This window comes from Pseudomonas sp. NPDC087817 (genome assembly GCF_044742875.1).
In the GTDB taxonomy this organism is placed as follows: Bacteria; Pseudomonadota; Gammaproteobacteria; order Pseudomonadales; family Pseudomonadaceae; genus Aquipseudomonas.
The window spans coordinates 13,667-38,151 of record NZ_JBIUVJ010000010.1; the positions used below are offsets into that span (position 1 = coordinate 13,667).

Consider the following 24,485-nt stretch of genomic DNA (forward strand, 5'->3'; position numbering starts at 1 on the left):
AACGGCGCTCGCCGCTTCTTCCTTGAGCCGTGAAAGGGGCGCGCATTTTAGCCTGTAACCCGTGTAAGCCAAGCAATAACTTCGGGCCTTTTTCCAGTCTCACTTCGACACACTCCCAACCACTGTCGAACCTGCAAATTAAGGTTGGCCTAAGGTTGCGTCGCTACCATCCCGGCCCATGAAACCCCTGTTGCCAGTGAACTGCGGATGAGCCCTTCTGATATGAAAGCGTTTGATTTTCCAGCCGAACAGCCGTCGAACTTCAGCCTGGTATTGGTCAATTACAAAACCCCGGACATGACGCGGATGTGCCTGGAGTTATTGCACCAGCACGTCAAGGAACAACGCATTCCGGTGTGGGTGGTGGACAATGATTCGGCCGATGAAAGTCTGGATTACTTGCGTTCGCTGGACTGGATCAATTTGATCGAGCGCCCCTCGCCCTGCAAAGAAGCCGGGCATATTGCCCATGGCAAAGCGTTGGATCTGGCACTGGAAAAGGTTGAAACCGATTATCTGTTTCTGCTGCACACCGATACCTTTGTCTACGACAAAGAAGTGTTTTCGATGATGATGCGCGAGTGCACGAAAAGTGCAGATATGGCGGCAGTCGGTTGTGTCGAACAACTCAATCGTGGGGTCGTGCGAGATACCTGGCGTTTAACTTCGCGCTTTTGCAAGCATTATGTTCGCCATATCAAAGTCCGCCTGGGTTTGAAGTCGAAACCGCCGAGACCCTATAAAGAAACTCATCTGAAGAGTTTCTGTACCTTGTGGAATGCCCGTTTGATGAAATCTCGAGGACTGCACTTCTGCATGGATGACCGGGTGCCCGGTTATACGCTTCAGGATCGGATGGTCGCTCTGGGTTACGGCATCAAGTTTTTGTCTCCGCGCAAGATTTTCCGTTATCTCGACCACATTCAGGCAGGAACGGTCGCTGCCGCAGGTACCTACGGGGAAAATCACCGTCGGACGAAAATGTATCAGGCGACGATCAAGCGCTTCCGGGGGCAGCAAGACAAACCGGGAATACAAGGATCGATATAATTTGCAGGCACAAAAAAGGGCGACTTTAAAGTCGCCCTTTTTTTGTCTGAAATTGTATACATCTACTCCACTGGAGGTGTTCGCCCAGTGTAATGGCCTGGCAATCCATGCACCGGTAAAGAGCCCTGACACTGGGCGAACGGGAGGGATTTTAATAGAAGTTGGCGGATATGTCGCCCTTCTTGAATGTAAAAATTATGTACGAAAAAGTTAATAGATAATTATCGACGAATGCATTCGTGAAACTTTCAAGAAATGCAAACCGAATTAATAGTATGACTACTCTCATACATTAACTGTACAAGAGCAGTCATTCTGTAGAGTTAAAACTCAACTTTCGTGTTGACTGGTCACTTTTAATACATCGGTATACGTCACGACGACGCTTTGTCCGACTTTCAAATCTTTGAGTTTGGCTTGAATTTCAGGCTTCTTCACATCAAGGGTTTTCGACTGGCCCGCGGGGTTTTTCAGGGTCACCTGATGGGTCTTCAAATCAATTTTGGTGATTTCCAATTGCACCTGGACCTGACGGTAAGCTTCGCCGCCCGGATTATCGCTGCCCGGAGCGTTGCGCAGTTCACCGCTACGCTCGACGGTGCCAGGCAGACCTTTATCCACATCGGTATCGAGATAGGCCGCGACGGAACGCTGCACTTCGATTTTGACCTGGTCGCCGACCTTCAGATTAGCCAGATTTTTTGCCTTGTCGCTCAGTTGAACATGCACCTGACGCCCTTCGGCACCTTCGAGCACGACCTGGTGATTGGCCGCATCGACCGCCAGCACTTTGGTGGTGACCACATCCGCTTCGACGGTGGCGGACAGCGGGATATCGGCAGCAAACGCTCCGAAGCTGGTGGCGGACAGTACGGTTGCAAGAGTGATGGCCTTGGCCAGTGCGTGGAGTTTCATAAGCAATCCTTTCCCTGTGATGAATGGCAGCACCCGCCGCCGAATCGCGTTCGACGACGAACGTGCCACTGAGCATAGACGCCGTTCAGGGCTTGGCTTTGCTTTCTGCTGCTGCAGTTTCTTGCGCGGTGGATTCGCCACTGGCGGTGCCTTTGCCGCTGTTCTGCCGCTGTTTTGGATCAGTGGGCCGCAGGGCGTCGTTGTCACGCTCGGTTTCCCCGGGTGGCCGGGGTTCATCGGGGTGTTCGTTTGGCGAGACGGGTTTCATGGTGGGGTCCTCAAGCTTGGGGGTCGTCCAGTTCGCGGGCGACGTTTACGGCGGGGGAATCCTTGTGTTCGTCATCGGCTTTGGCGCGCAGGATCTGCCATTGCTCAAGGTCGATGGCGCCCTGACCAAGCAAGTCGTCGGCGATACGTTGCAGGTCGAGGTAATGGGCGTCGGGGGATTGCTGCCACAGGGTTTCATCGTCGAACAGACGCTGCCAGGTTTTCATGTCCGGGGGTTGCAGGTCATCGCTCACGGCAGATCCTCCACAGGTATTACTGTGTAGAGGTTCAGCGAACAAATGGAGTTCAACCCAAATCCGCGCCGGAAGGATTTGCGTCAGTAGCCGGTCATTTCGAGGTAACCGTTGCCGCCATGACTACCGCTGATCCGCACCGGGCCTTCCCAGTAGGGAATGCGCAGGTTCATCCATGCGTTGGGGTTGAGCGCCGAGAGGCTGATGTCGAGGTGTTTGTCCGGGATGCTGATCGACCAGCGCACGGGCATGGAGCGACCGGCGACAGTTGCCGTGTCTTGCGGTGTGAGTTTGATCTGCTCGCTGTGCAGGGTCTGCGTCTGGCCGTCGGCGTCGATCCAGGTGCCGGTCAGGTACGGCGCGCCGTCCTTCTGGCGCATGCGGTACAACATGACGTGCGCGCCGCTGTCCAGGTGCAGGGAGAACCAGTCCCAGCCAGTCTGGTTGGCGGTCAGCGGTTGGCTACTCCATTCGCGATCGAGCCAGGCCGGGCCGCTGACCGTGTACGTCTGACCGTCGATTTGCAGCGTACCGCTGGCCTGAAAAAACGGTTGGCTGTAGTAATACGAGGCCTGACCCTGTTCGGATTTCTGACTGAAACCCTTATCTCCCTGCAGCACCAGCGGACGGCTGGCGGTGAGGTGCAGTTGATAGCTGAAGGATTTGTCCCTGGCGCTGAGTTGCATATCGCTCAACGGTTCCTGCGTGCGACTGGCGAACTGCCAATCATCGATCCACGCCTCGAACGGTGCCAGACGCACGCCAGCCTGACCCACACCGCCGCGGGCATAACGCTCGGCAGCGTGATGCGCAGTCGCCGAGGTCACCGCCGCATGCCCCAGCCAAATCGTTTGATTACCCCACCCGGCCTGCTCCGCCACTGGTTTCAAGGCACTGCGAAACAACGTCCATTGCACGCCGAAATCGTTGCCTTGCTGATCCTTGAGATTGGCGGTCACATACCACCACTCAATGCGAAAACCCTCATGGGCGCCGTGGTCCGCCGGAAAGCTGAACACCCGCCCCGGCACCACCGGGGTAAACGCTGACGCCTGATTGCCCATCCCGGCAAAGCCCTTCTGCTCGGGTGCTGATTGATCGCAGCCACCCAGCAATAACAGCACGCTCAACCCCACCACCGCGTTAATCCTCATGGGCAAACGTCCTCAGCAGGTCCGCCGGTTGTGTGCGGTACAGCGAATACAACGGCCACGCCGACGCCAGCAATGTCGCGAGCAACGCCAGGCCCAGCAGTTGCAGCAATTGCCAAGGGAAGACTCGCAGCGGTAGACGCCAACCGAACGCTTGCACGTTGATCACCGCATCCAGGCACCACGCCAGCGCGATACCCAACGGCAGCGCCAACACCAGCGTCAGCACCGCCAGCAGCCAGGTCTGACCGAGGTTGAGCAGCATCAGTTGGCGTCGGGTCACGCCCAGCGCCCACAGCGGTGCGAGCTGGCCAAGACGGCTTTGGCTCTGCGTCAGCAGGCTGATAAACAGCGCCACGCCTGCCACTGCCAAGGTCAGGCTGTTCAGCGCGGCGGTGGCGGCGAAGGTGCGTTCGAACACCTGAACCGACCAGCCCTTGAGTCGCGCCTGATCGACGATGCGGCTGTCATCGAGGGCAAAGCGTGCCTGCAATGCGGACAAAAATCCCGGGATGTTTTGGGCGTCGATGCGCAGGTTGAAACGGTTCGGCGTCAGTTGCGGCCAGCCGCGCAGCAGGTGATGGATGTTGACCACTAAATGACCTTTGGGATTGCCGTAATCGGCGTAGATGCCGACGATGCGCGGCGACCACGAACCATTCGGTGCCGGAATCGTCAGTCGATCGCCCGCGTGCACTTTGAGTCGCCGCGCGAGTTGCTCGCTGAGCATCACCGCATCGTCGGTTGCCAGATGCGCCCATGGATCACCGCCAGTCGCATTGAGCAGCGGCCAGTGCTGACGATAGTAGGCGTGGTCGATGATCCCGAACACATCCGCCGGCCAGCCTTGCAGGGTCACCGCCACCTGCCAGTTGGGCAGTATCGCAGTGACGTGCGGCTGCTGTTTGAGCCAGCTATACATTTCGCGGGCCTGAGCCGGGTTGGTCGGGTTGATGTAGAGCTCGGCGCTCAGGCGTTGTTCGAGCCAATCGTTGAAGGTCTGGCGAAAACCGGCCGTCATGCTGCCTGCGCCAATATTGGCTGCGAGCGCCAGAAGCAACGCCATCAGCGCCAGGCTCAGCGCCGGCAATTGCTGACGGCAATCGGCGAGAAACCATTGGCCGAGCACCGAACGACTGCGCCCGAGCAGTGGACTCAGCATCCCACTGAGCAGCACCGGCAAGGCCAGCGCGGCACCGAGCAGCAGCCCGGCCATCAGCACGAAGCCGCTGGCCAGGCTGTCGCCCCAGAGCAACGCCGCGAGTGCGATCACGCCCAGCACCAAGGCCAGCCAGCCCTGCCGTCGCAGCCAGCGCGCGTATTGTTGATGCCAGGCTTGCGGATCTGCCACCGCCAGCAACGGCAGACGCGCCGCCCGCAATAGACTGTTGGCGCCAGCGAGCAACGCACCCAGCAAGCTCAAGCCGATTCCGCTGAACCACCACCACGGGCTCAGCCGCAACTGCCCCGCCACTTCCGCGCCGTACAGACCGCGCAGGCTGGCGGCGACATCCGGCAGCAACACACTGGCCAGCCAATACCCGCTGATCACACCAAAGGCACCACCGATCAGCGCCAACACGCCCAGCTCAACGACAAGACAGCCAATCAACAGGCGCGCACTGACCCCACAGGCGCGCAATGTGCGCAGCAGTCCGCGCCGCTGTTCAAGGGCAAGGCCGATGGCCGCATGGACAATGAACAAACCGACCACGAACGAGAGAAAGCCCAAGGCATCGAGATTGAGATGGAAGCTCTCGGTGAGTCGCGCCAGATTGTTTTCCTCGCCACTGCTCTTGAGCTGCAACTGGCCTTTGAACGTGGCCGGCAACTCACCGTGAAAATCCTTGGGCAGCAACAGGCGGGACAGTTGTCCGGGTTGTTCGAGCAGGGTTTGCGCGACCCCGATGTCAACCAGCAACACGCCCGGGGCCATGTCTTTTTGCGCCAGCAGCGGCGGCAGCGTCTGGCCATTCAGCGTTTGCGGGGTGGCGCCTTCGTGCAGGTTCAAGGCCTGCAGGGTTTCCGGGGAAATCCATGTACTGCCCGGTGGCGTGAAGAATTCGACGACCCGCTCGATTGACATCGCCTGCCCCGCCACCGCCGAATCGGCCGGCAGCGACACCGGTTCGATGCCCAGCAGTTGCAGGCGCTGATTGTCGTGATCCCTGAGGATCAAGCGGCCCTGCAATACTGGCGACACAGGCCAGCCCTGACGGCGCAGATCGATAAACCATTGCTGTGGGAACGTCGCGCCGTTGGGCGTGCTGAGACTGGCTTGCGGTTCGCCGCCGATCAATTGGCTGGCGCGGGCATAGCTGTCGCGAGCCTGGCTATTCAGGGCCTCGACGCCGGTCAACAGGCTGGTGGCCAGCCACAACCCGGTCAGTACGCTGAAAAACTGCACCGGATGCCGCCGCCAATGACTGAGCAGCGCGCGCAGGGTTTGCCAGAAAACGTTCACGTCAGGCGCCCGTTGGAGAGCACCACGCGTTGGGCCAGCCGCGCCGCCACTCGCGGACTGTGGGTGACCATGAGCAAGGTTGTCGGCGTGTCGTCGAGCAGTTCGAGCAACAGGCGCAGCACTTCATCGCTGGTGGCTTCATCGAGGCTGCCAGTGGGTTCGTCGGCCAGCAGCAGTTTCGGTTGCGAGGCCAGCGCCCGGCCCAGCGCGACCCGTTGCTGCTGGCCGCCCGACAGTTGCTCGGGATAACGCTTGAGCAAATCGCCCAACCCCAGACGCTGCACCAGATGCGCCTGCCAGCGCGGTTCATGACGCCCGGCCAGACGCGCCTGAAACGCCAGATTGTCCTCGACGCGCAAACTGCCAATCAGGTTGAACTGCTGGAACACCAGACCGATTTCCGTGCGGCGCCAGTTCGCCAGTTGCGCCTCGTTCATGCTTTCGAGCCGATGCTCGCCGCTGCGGATGCTGCCGCTGTCGACCTTGTCGAGGCCGGCGATCAGGTGCAGCAAGGTGCTTTTGCCGCTGCCGGATTCGCCCATCAACGCCAGGCTGCTGCCGGGTTCGAGCGTCAGGTTGACGCCTTGCAGCACGGGCATGGGGCCTTGGGGGGTGAGGTAACTTTTGCAGACGTTTTCAACCTGGAGCATGCCGCCACCTGATGGGTCAGTGTGGGGCAAGAATAGCGGAAGCCGATGACAGACCAGAGCCTGGCGTTGAATCAAACGGCCTCATCGCTGGCAAGCCAGCTCCCACAGGGATTGAGGTTGTTCACAGATACCTGAGTTCACCCTCAAACACTGTGCGAGCTGGCTTGCCAGCGATGAGGCCAGCTCAGCCAGCCCAAACCTCACTGCCCCGCCGCCACACTGGTTGGCGCCTCCCCCGGCGTGACAATGCTGCCCAGATCAATATGCTTCCACTCAGGCTTGGCCCCCAGCCGCGCATTGAAGCGGTAATTGAAGGTGAACTCATCCGCCGTCGGCACGCTCAACGGCTTGCCGTATACCGCCTCGATGCCCGCCAAGTCGTACCCCATCAACTGCAGCAGCGTCGGGAAGATGTTGTAGTGGCTGGAGCGATCCTTGTTCGTCGACAGCTGCGCTTGCCAGTCCAGCGTTTTCACCCCGCTGCCCTGAATCACCACCAGCGGCACCAGGCCCTCTTCCTCTACCGGGTCGCCGCCGCAATGGGTATTGAGCCCGGGATTGCCCCGCTCGTGCAGATCCTGGCCGTGATCGGAGGTGTAAATCAGCAACGCATTGTTCAGATTGGCCTGGGCAAACACCCGCGCGAAAAACTCCCCGACGTTCCATAACAGCGTGTTCTTGTAGGCGTTGCGGTACAGCACCCAATCGTCCGGCTGACCATTGAAACCGGTGCGTTCGCCGGTGTCGGCAACCTCGGTGAACTGGCCGCGCGGCAAGGTCGGACGGTAGGCCATGAACGCATCCGGGTATTTGTCGTGCACCGGGAAATGCGCGCCGACCTTGTTGATCAGGATCAGCTCGGGTTGGTCATCGTTGAGCAGTTCGATCAGTTTCGCCGCGGCGGCCATGTCGCGGTCACGCACGCTGGTGCGGTCGAATTGCACGAACTCGTCGATGTCCTTTTTCTCGGCGTCGTTCATCAGGTTCTGCAGGTTGCCGCCCGTACGCTGGGCATCAATGTACACCGTGCGCAGCCCGGCCTTTTTCGCGTATTGCCAGATCGACGGCAGCGTACTGTTGATGCGCATGTAGTCGGCGCGGGTGCCGCCGTAGCGCAGGGTGATGTTGGTGTCGGCGCTGCAATTGGCGATGGACGCGGCGTAGCCGTAATTGAAGATGTCGACGTCTGCGTGCGCCTGCTTGAGGTTGCTGTGCACGCCGAACGGCGTGTTGATGTCCAGGTAATTGCCGGAGATGCTCTCGTCGATGATCAGCACAATGTCGTGCCCCACCACTGCCGAGTTACGCGCCAGGGTGACCGGCTCGCGCGGGCCGACGGTGTTGTGCAGTGCTTCATAGGCAAACAGGTTCAGATAAGCCAGCGGCGTGTACATGACCGGCAAGCCCCGTGCGCCCTCGCCCGCCCGCAAAAACAGCACCGCGCTGAGCAACAGCACCCCGCACAGCGGCGCCGCCACACGCAATGCGTTGGGTACCATCAATGCATGCCGAGGTTTCAGACCGATGGCGAACAACAGCAGCAAACCACTGAGCGCAGCGTGAATGATCGCATCGCGATACTGGTACGCCGCTTCCTGAATGAAGCCGCCGGAGTACACCAGCGAGACGAAGCTGCTGTAGCTCAGGTAATCCGCTGTGACCCGGGTATAGACATCAAAAAATACCGCCGAAACAAACATGGCCAATGCGAACAAATGTCGAATGAGCGTCTGTCGTATATATGCCGTTAGATATAACGCTAAAGTTAGCGCCAAAAACATCGCGCCAAAAAGAAGTACAGCCAGACCGAGGCCGATAGCATTTAACCGCTCTATGTAATATTCGGAATAAAGCAGCAGATAAATAATTAAAAGCAGTTCTTTCAGGTATCGAAACATGGCCATTCCGGGACGCAATAAACGGCATCGGGTCAATAGTTTGTCGGTCAGAATCTGACACTAGCACCCGGCCATCAAAGCGCAAGAAATGGAAGACTTTTACCCAAAGCGTCAAAAAAACGTTGACTCAAATCTGACACACTCCAGAAGCTACAAGCCTTTAATTTCGCGGCCTTCGACCGTTTATCGCTTTCTCGTGATTATGAAAAAAGCGTCAAGGACGCGACAAATCCAGCAATAGCAAGCACTTGATGGCTAATCGCCCCCAAAATTGGGGCTGTTATACAGGTGCAACATGTCATTTTGCTGACACGCTTTTCCCACCCTGCGCTATACCCCTTTTGACAGTCTCATTTCGAACTTATCTTTTTGCTCTATCGAGGGTGCGCAGATGGACGTGAGCGTATTTGGCACGGGCTATGTTGGACTTATTCAAGCCGCCGCACTTGCAGATGTCGGTCATCGGGTTTTATGCGTTGATATAGACCCGAACAAGATTAAACAACTGCAACAAGCCGTGCCGCCGATCAGCGAACCGGGACTGTCCGGCACACTTGAAGAAAACATCAAGGCCGGGCGTTTGCTATTCAGTACCCAGGCCAGCGATGCCGTCGAACATGCCGAGCTGATTTTCATCGCCGTCGGTACCCCGGCCGATGAGGACGGTTCCGCCGACCTCAGTCACGTACTCAATGTCGCCCGGCAGATCGCCTCACACATGGAGGCCGATCGCACCCTGATCATCAAATCCACAGTGCCGGTCGGCACAGCGGATCAAGTCCTCGCCGCTGCCGACAGCGAACTGCTGCGCCGCGGCAAGATCGGCCTGAAAGTGCGCGTGGTCTCCAACCCCGAATTCCTCAAGGAAGGCAGCGCCCTCGCCGACTGCATGCGCCCGGACCGGATCATCATTGGCGCCCGCGACGACGAGGCCCGCGAGCAGATGAGCGAGCTGTATGCACCGTTCTGCCGCAATCACGAAAAACTGATGTTCATGGACAACCGCAGCGCCGAGCTGACCAAGTACGCGGCCAATGCGATGCTCGCCACACGCATCAGCTTCATGAACGAACTGGCCAACCTCACAGAATTGCTCGGCGCCGACATCGAAGCGGTGCGCAAAGGCATCGGTTCTGACCCGCGTATCGGCTACCACTTCATCTACCCGGGCTGCGGCTTCGGTGGCTCGTGCTTTCCCAAAGACTTGCGTGCCCTGCTGCACACCGCCGAACACAACGGCATGCCGCTGAAACTGCTGCGCAGTGTCACCGACGTCAACGACAGCCAGCGGCACATCCTGTTCAGCAAACTGAAAGCGCAATTCCCGCAAGGGCTGGCCGGTAAATCCATTGCTGTCTGGGGCCTGGCGTTCAAACCGAATACCGATGACATGCGCGAGGCGCCCAGCCGCTACCTGATGGATGCGCTGTGGGCCGAAGGCGCCAGCGTGCAGGCCTACGATCCGGAAGCCATGTCCGAGTGCCGGCGCCTCTACGGCTATCGCGATGACCTGCACCTGTGCGCCACCCGCGACGACACCCTCGAAGACGCCGATGCGCTGGTGATCTGCACCGAGTGGAAAAACTTCCGCGTGGTGGATTTCGAACTGCTCGCCAGCAAACTCCGTTCGCGCGTGGTGATCGACGGCCGCAACCTCTACAACCCGGAACACCTCGCCGCCGCCGGCCTGCACTACAGCGGAATCGGCCTGCGCCACATCGCCCCGGAAGGATTGCGCTCATGAAAATCCTGGTCACCGGTGCGGCCGGATTCATTGGCGCTCATTGCGTATTGCGGCTGATGCGCGACGGCCATGCGGTGGTCGGCCTGGATAATTTCAATGCCTATTACGATCCGCAACTCAAGCACGACCGTGTGCAATGGGTGCGCGCGCAGGTCGGCGATTTCCAGCTCGCCTCGGTTGACCTGGCCGATGCGTCGGCCATCGAAGCGCTGTTTGCCCGTGAACGCCCGCAAGTGGTGATCCACCTCGCGGCGCAGGCCGGCGTGCGTTACTCGCTGGAGAATCCGCGGGCCTACATGGACAGCAACCTCGGTGGTTTCCTGAACATTCTGGAGAGCTGCCGGCATCACCCGGTCGACCATCTGATCTACGCCTCGTCAAGTTCGGTGTATGGCGCCAATCAGCACACGCCGTACTCGGTCAAGGACGGCGTCAATCATCCGCTGTCGCTGTACGCCGCGACCAAGAAAGCCAACGAGCTGATGGCCCACAGCTACAGCCATCTGTTCGGCATCCCTTGCACCGGCCTGCGTTTTTTCACCGTGTACGGCCCGTGGGGTCGGCCGGACATGTCGCCGATCCAGTTCGCCCGGGCGATCAGCGAAGGCGAACCGCTGAAGCTGTTCAACTACGGCGAACACCAGCGCGACTTCACCTACATCGACGACATCATCGAAAGCATCGCACGCCTCGCCGACCAGCCACCGCACGCCCATCCGGAATGGGATCGCGAGCAGCCCGACCCGGCCAGCAGCATGGCGCCGTGGCGGTTGTTCAACATCGGCGGCCAGCACCCGGTCGAGCTGAAAACCTATCTGGCGCTGATGGAAAAGCACCTCGGCCAGAAAGCCATTGTCGAGCTGCTGCCGCTGCAACCGGGTGACGTGCTCAATACCTGCGCCGAGGCCAGCGATCTGGCCCAGGCCACCGGGTTCCAGCCCCGGATCGAGCTGGATGAGGGACTTGGGCGTTTCATCGCCTGGTTCCGCGACTACTACCCCACTGCCTATCGCCCACGCGCCGCTCGCGGCTGAATTAATGCGGAGGACTCCATGACTGGACATGAGAAAGGTGTACCGATCCAACAAATGCGCCGCGACAAGCGCGTTGACCCCGAGCACCGCATGCGTCTCGATGCAGCGATTCATCGTCAGGGTCGCGGTTGGTTCACAGGCCGCGATGGCGGTCGTCCCTGGCAGCTGTCACGCACCAATCGAGTGGTGGCCTGCCTCGGCGCGCTGATGATTCTGGTGTTGATTTCGCCGCTGCTGCTGGGTCTGGCCCTGGCCATCAAGTTCACCAGCAAAGGCCCGGTGATGTTTGTGCAGAAACGTACCGGCTACCGCGGCCGCAAGTTCGGCATGTTCAAGTTCCGCACCATGGTCAGCAACGCCGAAGAATTGAAAGAGTCGCTGCGTCACCTCAACAAGCACGGCGCCGACGCCATCGACTTCAAGATCGACAAGGACCCACGCATCACCCGAATCGGCGGTTTCCTGCGGCGCACCAGCCTCGACGAACTGCCGAACCTGATCAACGTAGTGACCGGTGACATGCGCCTGGTCGGCCCGCGTCCGACCTCGTTCAACGCTTACCGCTACAAGGACAATCACCTCGCCCGTCTGGCGATCTACCCCGGCATGACCGGCCTGTGGCAGATCTCCGGACGCAGCAACATCGACTTCGACCAGCGCGTTGAGTTGGACCTCAGCTATATCGCCGAGCAGAGCCTTTTGCTTGATTTGAAGATCCTGTTGAAAACCCCCTTCAAAGTATTCAGCGGCCACGGAGCAAGCTAATGGACGGTTCAACCAACAAAAGCCTGAGCATCGCCAACCCCAGCGAATCGAACCTGACCTCGACCGTGCTGGACCTCGATCTGCGGATCCTGTTCCTGACCGCCGCCAACCCCGGCGCTGGCACCACCACCAGTGCGCTCGCCTTGGCCAGTCAACTGGCGCAAATGAGCAGCGGCCAGGTGCTGCTGGTCGACGCCAGCCAGTCGGCGAACAACCTCACCCAGCAGTTGAACCTGAGCAAAGAGCGCGGCCTGCGCGATCTGCTGTTCAACCCGGACAACCCGCCGCTGCTGCAGGACTGCGTGGTGCAGGTCTCAAGCCTGCCGTTTCACGTGCTGCCCAACGGCCGGCCGATCCGCACCATGGAGCACCTGACCGCCGAGCGGCTGAGCCCGTTGCTCGATCAGTTGGGCAGCCAGTACCGCTTCGTGGTGATCGACGGCGACGCGGTGTATTCCGCCGCCGACACGCTGGTCATCAGCACCCAGGTCGATGGCGTGGTGTTCGTGGTACGCGCCGAAGACACCCGCTGGGAAGTCGCCCAGGCCGCCGTGCAACGGCTGACTCAGGCCGGGGCCAAAGTGGTCGGCAGCGTGTTCAACCGGCGCAAGTACTACATGCCGAAATGGCTTTATAAAAACCTGTAAGCGAACGCGAGGGATGACGCCATGAACGCCAAGATTCTTGTGCTGCTGATGCTGCCGCTTGCAGGCTGCTCAAGCAACTCCGAAACCCAGAACATGCCGGTGAATATCCTCACCGCCACCCCGGCCAACGCCCAGGCCACCGACATGCCGAAGATCGAGCAGACCCTGCGCCCGCAGGATGTGCTCGACGTGATCTTCCATATCAGCACCAGTGGCTCAGACGCGTATCGCGTGCAGTCGGGTGACCAGATCGGCCTGAACTTCACCGCCGCCAGCCAGCTCAACGGCAACCAACTGGTGCTGCCGGACGGCACCATCGAACTGCCGGGCGCCAACACCTCGGTGAAAATCGCCGGGCTGACCAGCGAAGAAGCGCGTCAGGAAATCCAGCGCGCCTATCAGCGCAAACAGCTGTTCCAGCCCAACCGCAATCAGTTGACCGTGCAGATCATCAGCCCGCTGACCAATGAGCAGAACCTGAAAAGCGCGCTGAACCATCCGGCCACCGGCATGAGCCGCGAAATCACCGTCGGCACCGACGGTTACGCGAGCTTCCCGGAGATCGGCGCGGTGCCGCTGCAAGGCATGACCGTCAATCAACTGGAAACCTTCCTCAACAAGAAATACGCGCAACTGCCCGGCCGCATGACCGTCGACGTGTTGCTCAAATCTACCGCCGGCAACGAGATCTACGTGCTGGGTGAAGTCGGCCAACCGGGTTCCTACCCGATCCGCCGGCCGGTGTCGGTGCTTGAAGCGTTGACCCTGGCCCGTGGCACCAACGTCAAGGCGCGGCTGGATTCGGTGGTGATCATGCGGCGCAACGGCAATCAGGTGCAGGCGGTGCGTTACGACGTCGAGAAAGCGCTGTCGGGTGATGCCTCGCAGATCGCCTATCTGCAACCGGACGACATGCTTTACGTACCGAAAACCAAACTGGCCAGCGCCGGCGAACTGGCCCGGCAATTGGCTGACGTGGTGTTGTTCCAGGGCGTCGGGTTCAGCTTCGGCTACCGCGTCGACAACAAAGACAGCAACAACAACTGACTCTCAGGTGACCGACATGAATCCAAAGGAAAACTACCTGCATGAGTTCTTCAGGATCTTCTTCGCCAACAAGCAACTGGTGAAACGGGTCTTCCTGATCTTTGCAGTCATCGCCCTGCTGCTGCCGCTGGTGCTCAAACAGAGCTTCGATATCACCGCGCAGGTGATCGTGCAGTCGAAAAAACTCTCCCAGGGTGACGCCACCACGTCACTCACGGTGGACAACGCCACCTTCATCCCGCCGTCGCTGGCGGACATGGAAACCGAGAGCAATATCCTCCGTTCCCCGGCGCTGATCCGCCAGACCATAAGCGAACTGCGCGACAAGGGTGAATACACGCCTTCGCCGGGCATTTTCAGCAAACTGGTGGCCGAGCCGTTCAAACGCTATGTCAGTTCGCCGCTGCGCCAGTACGTGATCAACCCGGTGCGCAACATGCTCGGGCTGGAAACCGACCCAGTGCGTGACACTGCACTTGATGCATTGACACAAGAGGCCATCGACAAGCTGAAAATCGAGACCCTGCCGGGTTCCAACGTGATCTCGATCGTCTACAGCTTCCCCGACCCGCACCAAGGCACGACGTTCGTTGCGGCGCTGCTGCAGAACTACCTGTTCAGCCGTCAGGCGCTGCAATCGATCGACCTGCCGCAATCCTTCTACGAGTCGAAGAAGCATCTGTATCAAGTGCGACTCGATGGCCTGGAAGGCAACCGTCAGGCGCTGCTGGAAAGTGTCGGCTCGTCGGATCCGAAGGAAGAAATCACCTTCCGTCTCAACGCGATCAACACCGAAGAGCAAGCCCTGAACCTGTACCAGGATCGCCTGTTGCAGAGCCAGCGCTGGCTGGAATACCTGAAAACTGCGCTGGCCGCCGCCAGCAATAACAAGCTCAACGACTACACCTTCCCCTACACCTTCACCACCACCGTCGACAACGTGGCGTTCGAAGACCGCGAAATCAAACAGATGGGCGAGCAACTGACCACTCAGGTCAGCCGCTACATGAATGACCTGGCGGTATTCCAGCCCGGCAGTGAACCGATGCTGCTGACCCGCGAGCAGATCGCCCGCACCCGTCAGCAATTCCTCAAAGTGGTGAGCAACCGCATTCAGGAACGCACCAACGATCTGGCGGTGGTCAAGCAAGTGATCGACCAGAAAACCGCACGCATCGCCGAGTTCAAGAACCGTATCCACGAGTTGCAGCAGACCCAGAGCAAGCTGCGGCAGATGGACACCGAAATCGATGCGCTGCACGCCGCGTTCTCGACCTACGCCCAGCGCTTTGCCGAAAGCAGCACCACCGGCGCGCTGAACGACGATCTGTCCAACGCCCGGGTGCTGAGCCCGCCGTTCGAACCAACCGAAGCCGCGTTCCCGAAACCGGGCCTGATCATTCCGTTCGGCTTGTTCACCGGTCTGTTGCTGGCGATTGCCCTGGTCTACGTGCGTGAGTTCTTCGATCACCGCTTCAAACACCCGGCGCAAATCAGCCACGAGCTGGGCGTACCGGTGCTGTTGGTGATCAACGACCAGAACACGCTGCCGAGCAATCCGCACAAGAACTGGACCGTTCCAAGCTTCCTGCACTGGGTGCGCAATTGAACACCGCACCGTCCCCGAACGCCGCGCTGCCGATCATTCATTTGCTCAGCAGCGGCGGTTTCTATGGGGCCGAGCGGATGTTGCTGGATCATTGTCTGGCGACGCCGGGGCAGCATCAGGTGCTGTTTCTCGACGCGCCGCCAGAACTGATCGCGCGCTTTCGTCAGGCCGGGGTGGACTGCCGTGGCTGCGCCGGACTGGGCGAATTGCTGCGGCACTTGCGCCAACGGCAAAGCGAGCGGCCGCTGATCAATACGCACAATTTCAAAGGCCTGCTGTTCGGCTGGGTCGGCGCAACCCTGTTGCGCCTGCCGCTGGTGATCACCCAGCACGGTTTCACGCCACGCAGTCGCAAGCAGAAGTTCTACACCTGGCTCAGTCTGCAACTGTGCCGCACCGCGTCGGTGGATCGGGTGGTCTGCGTGGCGGAAAGCATCGCCGTGTTGCACCGTCAGGCCAGCGTACGGGCGGAGAAGTTGCAGGTGATCCCCAACGGCTTGCCCGCCGCCCATGGGCAAATGATTCATGACGCCGATCGGCAGCGCTGGCTCGCCGGTTATGTCGGCCGGTTGAGCAGTGAGAAAGGCCCGGATCTGTTTCTCGATGCGCTGATCCCGCTGTGTCATCAGCATCCGCAACTGGATGCGGTGATGCTCGGCGACGGCCCGGAGCGCGAGGCGTTGCAGGCGCGCATCGACAGCGCCGGTTTGCAGCAACGGATTCGCCTGCCGGGCTACCAGACCGTCATGCAACCGTGGTGGCAGCGCCTTGATGCGTTGGTGATCAGTTCGCGCACCGAGGGCACGCCGATGATTTTGCTCGAGGCGATGCAGGCCGGTGTGCCGGTGGTCGCTTTCGGCGTCGGTGGGATTCCCGATGTGCTGGAACACCGGCACAACGGCTTGCTCGCCGAACCCGCCGACAGCACCGCCCTCGCCCGCCAGCTCGACACGCTGTTGACTGAGCCGAAGCTGGCGCGGCAACTGCGCGACAACGCGAAACGCACGCAACAGGATCGCTACGACCTCAAGGCCCTCGCCGAACGCTGGTCGCAGCTGTACATCCGCACGGCACGGGAGGCACGCGCATGATTTTCCCGCTCTCGATCGTCAGTTTGCTCGGTCTGGTCTGCATCGCTTTGCTGGCCAGCCCTTATCCGTATCTGGCGCCGGGAGCGGTGCTGGGCCTGGTGGGTTTCGCGGTGCTGTATCGCAAACCGACCTGGGGCCTGCTCGGGATTGCCGCGCTGGTGCCGTTCGAGGGTTTCTTCAAGGACAGCTCGCTGTCGGGCAGCAAACTGATCGGCGCTTCGCTGGCGGTGATCCTGATGCTGCAACTGGCGCTGCACCAGATTCCCTCCGAACGCCTGCGCAGCAACATCTGGCGTTACCTGATCTGGTTCATGGTTCTGTACTTCCTCAGCCTGCTCAACACCGATGACATGGGCATGTCGCTGGGGCATCTGCGCGAACTCAGCGTTGGCCTGATCCTTTTTGTCATCACCCTGCTGATCGGCCGTGAGCTGAACCTCGACCTGTTCGCCCGACTGGTGACCCTCGCCGTCAGCGCCACCTGTGCGATGGCGATGTTCTCGACCAAGTTCCAGGACCAGGGCCGCGCCGCCGGTCTGCTCGAAGACCCCAACGCCTTTGCCATGCTGATCGCTTTCGCCATTCCGCTGGGCCTGCTGTTGGTGATCCGCAGCCCGAATCTGCTGCACCGCTTGTTCTGGGGCGGTTGCTGCCTGCTGTTGCTGGGCGGCATGACCAAGACCGAATCGCGTTCGGGGCTGGTGGTGATCGCCCTCAGTCTGTTGATCGGCTGCTGGCATTACCGCACGCAACTGACGCGAATTCGGCCGCGGCATCTGGGTTTTGCCATGCTCGGCGCGGCGATCGTGATTCCGCTGGCGATCTATGCGATGCCCGCCGGCTACATCGCGCGGATTCAGTCGCTGAGCGTGTTGAGTGCCGGCGCCAAGGGTCACAACGACGAATCTCTCGGCCGGCGCGCCTCGTACATCGTGGTCGGTAGTCAGATGATCCGCGAGAACCCGCTGCTCGGCTCCGGCCCCGGCACCTTCCCGCTGCACTACGCCACCACCGGTTACGCCAAGGCGTTCTCCGCCAACCGCAAGATCGGCGATCTCTACCGCCGCGCTCACAACACTTACCTGGAAATCTTCAGTGAACTGGGGATTCCCGCCGGGCTGATGTTCGTCGGCATGCTCGGCCTCGGCTTGTACAACCTGATTCGCGCGCGCACCGCGTGGATGCTGCGGCGTGACTGGCAACAAGCCGACTTGATGACCCACCTGGGTGTGAGTTTTCTCTCGCTGACGCTGTTTTTGATGTTCCTCAGCGCGCCGAACCAGAAGTACGTGTGGATCATGCTCGCGCTGACCAGCGTCCTGCGTCTGAAAGCCGAGCAGGCGCCCCTGACGGAGGCCCGCGCATGAGCCGGATCAGTATCGTCATCCCGATGTTCAACGAAGCCCGGCATATTGGCCGCACGCTGCTGGCCGCGCAAAAAGCCGCGCACGCGGCCAATATCGAGTGCGAACTGATCGTGGTCGACAACGGTTCCAGCGACGACGGCCCGCACATTGCCCGGCAGTTCGGTGCACAGGTCTTGAGCCTGCCGGGGCTGTTGATCGGCGCCCTGCGCAATCGCGGTACGGCCATCGCCACCGGTGAATGGCTGGCGTTCATCGACGCCGACATCGAGATGCCGGAAGACTGGCTGACGCCGCTGTTCGATCTGGAGGCCAGCGCGCAGGCCGACGTGTTTGGTCTCGATCTGCACACCCCGGCCGAGGCGCCGTGGTATGCCACCGCGTGGCAACGGCGCACCTTGCGCGTGTCTTCGCAGGCCTCGCATGTGGTCGACTGGCTGCCCAGCGCCAACCTGTTGATGCGCCGGACGTGGTTCGACAAGGTCGGCGGGTTCAACGAAACCCTGCGCACCGGCGAGGACAAGGAGTTCACCCTGCGCCTGCGTGAAAACGGCGCCATCCTGTTGTCGGTCAACAACAACGTCGCCCTGCACTGGGGTTACGAAATGAACTGGCGTGAATGGATGGGCAAGGAGCTGTGGCGTCAGGGCAGTCATCTGCAATTGCTGCGCACCCACGGTTTCAGCCTGCGCCTGCTGCGTTTTCCGATGCTGTCGATTGCCGTTTGGGTACTCGATTTTCTGGCGATCTCGGCGCTGCTCGACGGTTTCCCGCATCACGCCGCAATCATGGTGATCCTGACCCTGATTCCGGGCCTGATCCTCAGCCTGCGGCAGAGCGCCAAGCACCACAATATCGGCCTGACCCTGCAACTGTGGGGCCTGCACTGGGTGCGTCTGCACCTGGCCGGCGCTGCGTTCATTCTCAGTCTGTGTCATTGGAACGCCAGGAGGCCTGCCCGTGGCTGAATTCATTTTCTGGATGTGCCTGTTGCTGCCGGTGTACGCCTATGTCGGCTATCCACTGCTGCTGACACTGTTGGCGCCGCTTTTTCCGGCCTGGCGCCACACGCCGGCACCGCCGCTGAACATCAGCATCGTGATCGCCGCGCATAACGAGGCGCGGCACATCGAGCACAAGTTGCGCACGTTGCTGGCGCAGGATTATCAGCCGGCGACGTTGCAGATCATTCTCGCCAGCGACGGCTCGACCGATGACACCGTGGCTTGCGCGCACAAAGTCGTCGACCCGCGCATCACCGTCCTCGACCTGCCGCGCCAGGGCAAAGCCGCCACGCTGAATGCCGGCGTGGCCGTGAGCACCGGCGACATACTGGTGTTCACCGACGCCGACAACCAATGGTCACGCGAGACCCTCGGTCATCTGCTCGCACCGCTGAATGACCCCAACGTCGGCGGTTGTGCCGGGCACATGGTGATTCCGGTTACCGGCGGTGGATTAAGCGTCGGCGACAGTCTGTATCGGCATTACGAAGGCTGGTTGCGCCGGGTCGAGAATCGCACCGGTTGCATGGTCTCCGCCGACGGCGCCCTGCTCGCCCTGCGCCGCGAGTTGTTCCAGAACGTGCCGGCCGAAGTGAATGACGATTTCTTTATCAGCACCTGCGCACCAGTGGCACACAAGCGCATCGTCTATGTGCCTGAGGCACAGGTAATCGATCACGGTGTGGATGAAGCGGACAAACAATTCCGCCGTCGTCAACGCGTCACCGTCGGCGGCCTGCAAAGCCTCGCGCAGCGCCGCGAACTGCTCAATCCGCTGAAATATGGTCTGTATTCGATTGCGTTGATCAGCCACAAGCTGATCCGTCGTCTCGCGCCGATCCTCCTGCTGCCGCTGTTGCTGAGCAATTTCTGGCTGTGGGATGACCACGGCTTTTATCGCCTGGCACTGATCGCGCAACTGTTCGGCTATGCCGTGGCGATTGCCGGTTTGCTGGATTCGCAACACCGCTTGCCCAAACCGTTCCGCCTCGCCGCGTTTCTGCTGGTCACCCTCGCCGGGATGAGTCTTGGCCTGTGGCAGTTCCTGCGCGGTCAGCGATATGCCCAGTGGAATCCTGAACAGAACCGTTAAGAGGACCGAAGCCATGGCGATCAAACAACTGATAAAACGCACCAGTGGCTGGCTCTATCTCAACTCGTCCGTGGGCCGCAACCAGTTGCACGGCGCCGGGGTGATTCTGATGCTGCACCGCGTGCTGTCGAACGACCGCGCCGCCGACCTGCCGCACCGCAACGAGCTGTGTGTGGGGCCGAAAGCGTTCGAGCATTTGCTGGTGTGGCTGCGTCGGCATTTCGATTGCGTGCCGCTGATGGAAATCCTCCAGCCCAACTCGCTGCGCACCGAGCGCCCACGGGTGGCGCTGACCTTCGATGACGGCTGGCGCGACAACGCGGTCAACGCCTATCCGCTGCTGCAGAAACATCAGGTGCCGGCGAGCATTTTTCTCTCCACCGACTTCATCGGCAGCCGTCAGCGCTTCTGGTGGGAAAGCCTCGGCGAAACCCTGTGGGGCAGCCACGGCGACAAGGCGCGCATGCACCTGATCGAATGCCTGCATGCCATGCATCACCCCTTGCCGGTGCTGGTCGATGACATTGATGTCGAGCGCCGCAGCCTGGCGCTGCTGCATTATCTGCAAGGCCTGAAGACCCTTGATCCGCAGGAGCTTGAACGCCTGACCGACGAATGCCCGCAAGAGTCGCAACCGCAGGCGCTGGACTGGCATCAAGTGCGCGCACTGGAGGCTTCCGGGCTGGTGCGTTTCGGCCCGCACGGCGCCAGTCATGCGATCCTCACCGGTCTGGACGATGTACGTCTGGACGAAGAAATCAGCCGCAGCCGCGATGCCCTGCACAACGGCTGCAATCGGCCGTTGCCGGTGTATTGCTACCCCAACGGCGACAACGATGAACGCGTGCGCCAACAGATCGCCAGCCATGACTATCCGTTTGCGCTGGGCACCGGCACGGGGATTTATCGCGGTGAAGGCGATCCGCTGAACTTGCCGCGTTTCGGCGTCAGCCAGCGCACCGCGCGCAATCCGGAACTGCTGTCGTGGCGGATCTTTCGCGGGGCGCGGCCATGAGCCGAGGCAACTACCTCAAGCATCTGGCGCTGAGCATGGGCACCAAACTGGCGATGATCGCCCTGCGTTTGCTGCGCAACGTGTTGCTGGCGCGGATACTCGGGCCGAGTGAGCGCGGACTGTTTGCGCTGCTCAGCACGCTGCCGGATCTGATCAGCGCGGCCACCAGTGGCGGGCTGAATTCGGCGGTGGGTTATCAAGCGGCCAAGCAGCGACCGATGGGGCTGCTGCTCAGTCAGGTGTTGGTGTTCGGCTGTTTGCTCGCCGCGTTGCTGACCTTGCTGGTGGTAGCGTTGGTGCGCGAGTTTGGTGCTGAACTGGATGTGACGGTGCAGCTCGGGTTGCTCGCCTGGTTGTTGCTGCTGGCAGTGCCGCTGACGGTTTTGAAAAGCGGTCTGCTGACCTTGCACAACGCGTCGGGCGGCGTGGTGGCGTTCAATGCCTTGCGTCTGGTCGAATCGCTGGCACCACTGCTGCTGTTTCTCGCCTTGTTCTGGATGTGGCAAAGCGCCGCCCTCGAAGCGGCGCTGATCAGTTGGCTGGCCGGGATTAGCCTGGTGGTGCTGGTCGGTTGGGTCTGGCTCAAACGCGCACAACCGTTGCAACTGCAATGGGACCGCGCCAGCCAGAAAGAACTGCTGCGCTACAGCGCCCGCAGCCATCCGGACCTGCTGTTCCAGCAAGTGATTCTGCGCTCGGATTATCTGTTCATCGGCGCCCTGCTGGGCAGCACCGCGCTCGGTCATTACGCCATGGCCAGCGCTGCCGCCGAACTGCTGCTGATCGTCCCGGAAGCGGTGACCACGCCATTGATGAAACGCCTGCTGCAGCAGGACGAAGGCATGGATAAAGTCACTCCGTTGGCGTTGCGCCTGACCGCGACGGTGATGCTCGGCGCTTGCCTGACCATGGCGGTGATCGGCGAATGGCTGATCGTCACCCTGTTCGGCGTCGCTTACCAACCGGCGTATCCGGCGTTGCTCGCTTTGCTGCCGGGGCTGTTGGGCCTTTGCTACGCGAGCATTCTGCGCCTCGACTTGCTCGGCAAGAATCGTCCCGGCACGGTGTCGCTGCTGATGGGCCTGGGCGCCCTGCTCAATCTGGCGCTGAACCTGGTGCTGATTCCGGCCTATGGCATTGTTGGCGCGGCGGCGGCTTCGTCGATTGCCTATCTTTCGGTGACCGTGGCGATGCTGGTGCTTTACTGCCGTTTGAGCGGCGTGCCGTTCTGGCAAACCCTGATCATCCTGCCGCGCGATGTCCTGCCCATGCTGCAGATTCTGCAAAGGAAAGCCGCATGAAAGGCCTGGCCCTGCTGCTCGGTCTCAGCCTGTCGCTGGACGCGTTTGCAGCGTCGATGCGTTGGGGCGAGATCCGTGACGGCAGCCTGTATCTGCAAAGCGATCGCCCGGACACGCTGACCGTGCGCTGGACGCCAGCGTGGCAGGCGGATGCCAACGAAGAGCATCTGTACCTGCTCGACGGCCAGGGCAAATTGCAGGGCGATCGGTTTATCAAGGCCAGCGAAACCCGTGGCAGTCAGAGCTGGCCATTGCTGCCCGGCGCAGCCAGTTATCGACTGGAGATTCCCGGCTACAGCTTTCGCAACTATCGCATCGAACATGACGAGCGCACGGTCGCCCTGTTCGCCCCGGCCAAAGTGCATTTCAGCGCGCAGACGCAGAACGGCGACACGTTGTATTTCAAAGTCGCGCCCGGCGAACACGCGGTGCTGGCCGGCAAGTTTCATGGCGGTGTCAGTGCGTTGCAGGCGCAGCGCGTGGGTGACGGGCAAGCGCTGACACTGACACTGAAACCCTATCGCGCCTATTGGCAGTTCGATCAGCTCGCACTGCCGGTCAGCGCCCAGGAACAAGTCTGGCGCCTGCGTTTGCAGGGCAGCGGTAAAGCGGCGTTCTGGCTTGATGGCACAGCCAATCTGTTCGCCCAGAACCCGCAGCAACTCAAACCGCTGCGCGAAGACGCCGGGCAGATCCGTTTGACCCTGCACGACAAAGTCCTCGGGCGCACGCCGGATCTGGGCATCGCCCTGCCCTACGTGATGCCGCCAGCAGCCAGTCATGCGGAGCTCGATGCGCTGAAACCGACGGCGGCGAGTTACTACAGTTTTGTTGATGTGACGGCGAAGAACCCGCAGTTCGAAGACGCGTTCCGTCAGGTTTATCAGGATCGTTTCGGCATCAAACAGGACATCACCCTGCTCGCCGGCAGTCAGCGTCAGGCCGATTTACGCGCCGATGTGCAAAGCAACAGCGGCCTCGATGCGTGGCTCGCCAGCACACGAGCACTGGGCGGCAAAGGCACCCACTACATCGGTTTCGCCGACGAGCCGAACCTCAACTATTCGAGCTACGCGCAGTATCAGGCGATTTTCACCAGCATGGCCCGCCAGGTGCGCAGCGACCCGACGAATGCCAAGGCTGGCGTGCGCATCGCCATGCCGGCCAGTTCGCGCCTGGTCAACGGGCCGTTCGCCAATAACGCGGCGGACAAGCGCGGCATCGACTGGGCGCGGCGTTTGCTCAACGAGTCCGCCGATCAGGTAGATGCGCTGGCCTGGCACGAATGGATGATCCGCGATCTGCTCGCCACTCGCGTCTACCGCGACAGCGTGCGTCGCGCCGCCGAATTGGTTGGCCTCGATGGCCAAGGCCAGCCGCGTAAAGCGCTGTTGCTGGATCAGACCAACCTGTCCAGCGGGTCCAGCCTCAGCCCCTACGATCAGGAAACCCATTACACCTCGCTGTGGTGGGCGTCGGTGGTGATCAACGCTTCGCAGGACGGCTTGCTGACCATGCTCAACTGGTTCCAGGCCGCCGATGAGCCGCAGTACCCCAAGGGCATGTTGCGGGTACTCGGCGATGATCGTTTCGAGTTGAAACCGGTGGGCCTGGCTCAGCAGTTCATCGCGCAGCACTGGCTGCATAAGGTGCTGTGGCTGGAGAACGATGCGTTTGAAGTCGATGTGCTGGCGATGGCCGGTGACGAGCAACGCGGGTTGCTCGGGGTGAACAAAGGCACGCGTTTGCAGCGTATTGATCTGAGCGGCGCCAAGTGCCCGCTGAACAATGGCGCCCTGCGCTATTTCGGCGCCGACAACCGCAGTCGCGACGCACCGTTTGCCTGCCGCGATGGGCGCGTCAGCTTCGATTTGCCGGGGGAAACCCTGTTTGCACTGAGCTGGATCGCGTCATGAAGCCAATTCCGATTATCAGAACATGTAAGGCGAACAAAGATTTGTGGGTAGGGAGTTTTTGTGGCGAGGGGATTTATCCCCGATGGGCTGCGAAGCGGCCCCGCATTTACAGGCTAAAAGCGACGACTGCTGCGCAGCCCATCGGGGATGAATCCCCTCGCCACAGAGCCCCTCGCCACAGTCGTTCGCCTTGCCGGAACTCCGGA

21 protein-coding genes are annotated in these 24,485 nt (G+C 60.8%); 14 read left to right on the top strand and 7 right to left on the bottom strand.

Translation table 11 applies throughout. The annotated features are described in order from the left end of the window. The first annotated feature begins 222 nt into the window (after window positions 1-222). The gene (locus ACIONG_RS10885) at window positions 223-1,050 is read left to right on the top strand and encodes a glycosyltransferase family 2 protein (RefSeq protein WP_103305839.1); all 828 of its coding nucleotides are present in this window, start codon (window positions 223-225) and stop codon (window positions 1,048-1,050) included. Window positions 1,051-1,380: 330 nt separating this feature from the next. Here ACIONG_RS10885 and ACIONG_RS10890 read toward each other — a convergent pair whose 3' ends face one another. From ACIONG_RS10890 to ACIONG_RS10920, 7 genes are all read right to left on the bottom strand, one after another. Continuing rightward, window positions 1,381-1,965 carry a hypothetical protein gene (locus ACIONG_RS10890; protein ID WP_103305838.1) on the bottom strand — a complete coding sequence of 195 codons (585 nt, stop codon included), beginning with the start codon at window positions 1,963-1,965 and terminating at the stop codon, window positions 1,381-1,383. Window positions 1,966-2,050: 85 nt separating this feature from the next. Continuing rightward, window positions 2,051-2,233: a hypothetical protein gene (locus ACIONG_RS10895; RefSeq protein WP_213028221.1), complete on the bottom strand. Its 183-nt coding sequence runs from the start codon at window positions 2,231-2,233 to the stop codon at window positions 2,051-2,053. 10 nt (window positions 2,234-2,243) lie between these two features. Next, window positions 2,244-2,486 carry a hypothetical protein gene (locus ACIONG_RS10900; protein WP_103305836.1) on the bottom strand — a complete coding sequence of 81 codons (243 nt, stop codon included), beginning with the start codon at window positions 2,484-2,486 and terminating at the stop codon, window positions 2,244-2,246. Window positions 2,487-2,569: 83 nt separating this feature from the next. Beyond that, on the bottom strand, window positions 2,570-3,640 hold the full coding sequence (locus ACIONG_RS10905) for a lipocalin-like domain-containing protein (RefSeq protein ID WP_401299108.1): 1,071 nt from the start codon (window positions 3,638-3,640) through the stop codon (window positions 2,570-2,572). Continuing rightward, window positions 3,630-6,101, bottom strand: coding sequence for an FtsX-like permease family protein (locus ACIONG_RS10910; RefSeq protein ID WP_401299111.1), 2,472 nt, complete (start codon window positions 6,099-6,101; stop codon window positions 3,630-3,632). Before ACIONG_RS10910 ends, ACIONG_RS10905 begins: the two co-directional genes overlap by 11 nt. Then, window positions 6,098-6,751, bottom strand: coding sequence for an ABC transporter ATP-binding protein (locus ACIONG_RS10915; RefSeq protein ID WP_401299114.1), 654 nt, complete (start codon window positions 6,749-6,751; stop codon window positions 6,098-6,100). The genes ACIONG_RS10910 and ACIONG_RS10915 overlap by 4 nt, the downstream gene beginning before the upstream one ends. A gap of 200 nt (window positions 6,752-6,951) precedes the next feature. Beyond that, window positions 6,952-8,649 (bottom strand): sulfatase-like hydrolase/transferase, encoded by a 1,698-nt coding sequence (locus tag ACIONG_RS10920; RefSeq protein WP_401299117.1) that lies wholly within the window; start codon window positions 8,647-8,649, stop codon window positions 6,952-6,954. A 391-nt stretch (window positions 8,650-9,040) separates the two neighbouring features. Here ACIONG_RS10920 and ACIONG_RS10925 point away from each other — a divergent pair, with 391 nt between their 5' ends. From ACIONG_RS10925 to ACIONG_RS10985, 13 genes are read left to right on the top strand one after another with little or no spacing between them, the layout of a single operon-like run. Further along, window positions 9,041-10,393 carry a UDP-glucose/GDP-mannose dehydrogenase family protein gene (locus ACIONG_RS10925; RefSeq protein ID WP_103305831.1) on the top strand — a complete coding sequence of 451 codons (1,353 nt, stop codon included), beginning with the start codon at window positions 9,041-9,043 and terminating at the stop codon, window positions 10,391-10,393. Further along, complete coding sequence (locus ACIONG_RS10930; RefSeq protein WP_401299121.1) at window positions 10,390-11,427, top strand: NAD-dependent epimerase; 1,038 nt, start codon at window positions 10,390-10,392, stop codon at window positions 11,425-11,427. Before ACIONG_RS10925 ends, ACIONG_RS10930 begins: the two co-directional genes overlap by 4 nt. Before the next feature lie 18 nt (window positions 11,428-11,445). Continuing rightward, window positions 11,446-12,192, top strand: a complete 747-nt coding sequence (locus tag ACIONG_RS10935) for a sugar transferase (RefSeq protein ID WP_103305829.1) — start codon at window positions 11,446-11,448, stop codon at window positions 12,190-12,192. Beyond that, window positions 12,192-12,839 (top strand): CpsD/CapB family tyrosine-protein kinase, encoded by a 648-nt coding sequence (locus ACIONG_RS10940; RefSeq protein ID WP_213028214.1) that lies wholly within the window; start codon window positions 12,192-12,194, stop codon window positions 12,837-12,839. The genes ACIONG_RS10935 and ACIONG_RS10940 overlap by 1 nt, the downstream gene beginning before the upstream one ends. Before the next feature lie 21 nt (window positions 12,840-12,860). Beyond that, window positions 12,861-13,886, top strand: a complete 1,026-nt coding sequence (locus tag ACIONG_RS10945) for a polysaccharide biosynthesis/export family protein (RefSeq protein ID WP_103305827.1) — start codon at window positions 12,861-12,863, stop codon at window positions 13,884-13,886. A gap of 16 nt (window positions 13,887-13,902) precedes the next feature. Then, the gene (locus tag ACIONG_RS10950) at window positions 13,903-15,495 is read left to right on the top strand and encodes a GumC family protein (RefSeq protein WP_401299126.1); all 1,593 of its coding nucleotides are present in this window, start codon (window positions 13,903-13,905) and stop codon (window positions 15,493-15,495) included. Continuing rightward, entirely contained in the window at window positions 15,492-16,586 is a 1,095-nt protein-coding gene (locus ACIONG_RS10955; RefSeq protein ID WP_401299129.1) for a glycosyltransferase family 4 protein, read from the top strand. Before ACIONG_RS10950 ends, ACIONG_RS10955 begins: the two co-directional genes overlap by 4 nt. Further along, a complete protein-coding gene (locus tag ACIONG_RS10960) occupies window positions 16,583-17,953 on the top strand; it encodes an O-antigen ligase family protein (protein ID WP_401299132.1) in 1,371 nt (456 codons plus the stop codon). Before ACIONG_RS10955 ends, ACIONG_RS10960 begins: the two co-directional genes overlap by 4 nt. Further along, on the top strand, window positions 17,950-18,918 hold the full coding sequence (locus ACIONG_RS10965; protein ID WP_103305823.1) for a glycosyltransferase: 969 nt from the start codon (window positions 17,950-17,952) through the stop codon (window positions 18,916-18,918). The genes ACIONG_RS10960 and ACIONG_RS10965 overlap by 4 nt, the downstream gene beginning before the upstream one ends. Next, complete coding sequence (locus tag ACIONG_RS10970; RefSeq protein ID WP_315445685.1) at window positions 18,911-20,047, top strand: glycosyltransferase; 1,137 nt, start codon at window positions 18,911-18,913, stop codon at window positions 20,045-20,047. Before ACIONG_RS10965 ends, ACIONG_RS10970 begins: the two co-directional genes overlap by 8 nt. Before the next feature lie 13 nt (window positions 20,048-20,060). After that, window positions 20,061-21,062 (top strand): polysaccharide deacetylase family protein, encoded by a 1,002-nt coding sequence (locus ACIONG_RS10975; protein WP_103305821.1) that lies wholly within the window; start codon window positions 20,061-20,063, stop codon window positions 21,060-21,062. After that, window positions 21,059-22,363 carry an oligosaccharide flippase family protein gene (locus ACIONG_RS10980; protein ID WP_401299137.1) on the top strand — a complete coding sequence of 435 codons (1,305 nt, stop codon included), beginning with the start codon at window positions 21,059-21,061 and terminating at the stop codon, window positions 22,361-22,363. Before ACIONG_RS10975 ends, ACIONG_RS10980 begins: the two co-directional genes overlap by 4 nt. After that, window positions 22,360-24,279 (top strand): hypothetical protein, encoded by a 1,920-nt coding sequence (locus ACIONG_RS10985; RefSeq protein ID WP_401299140.1) that lies wholly within the window; start codon window positions 22,360-22,362, stop codon window positions 24,277-24,279. The genes ACIONG_RS10980 and ACIONG_RS10985 overlap by 4 nt, the downstream gene beginning before the upstream one ends. The last annotated feature ends 206 nt before the right edge of the window (window positions 24,280-24,485 follow it).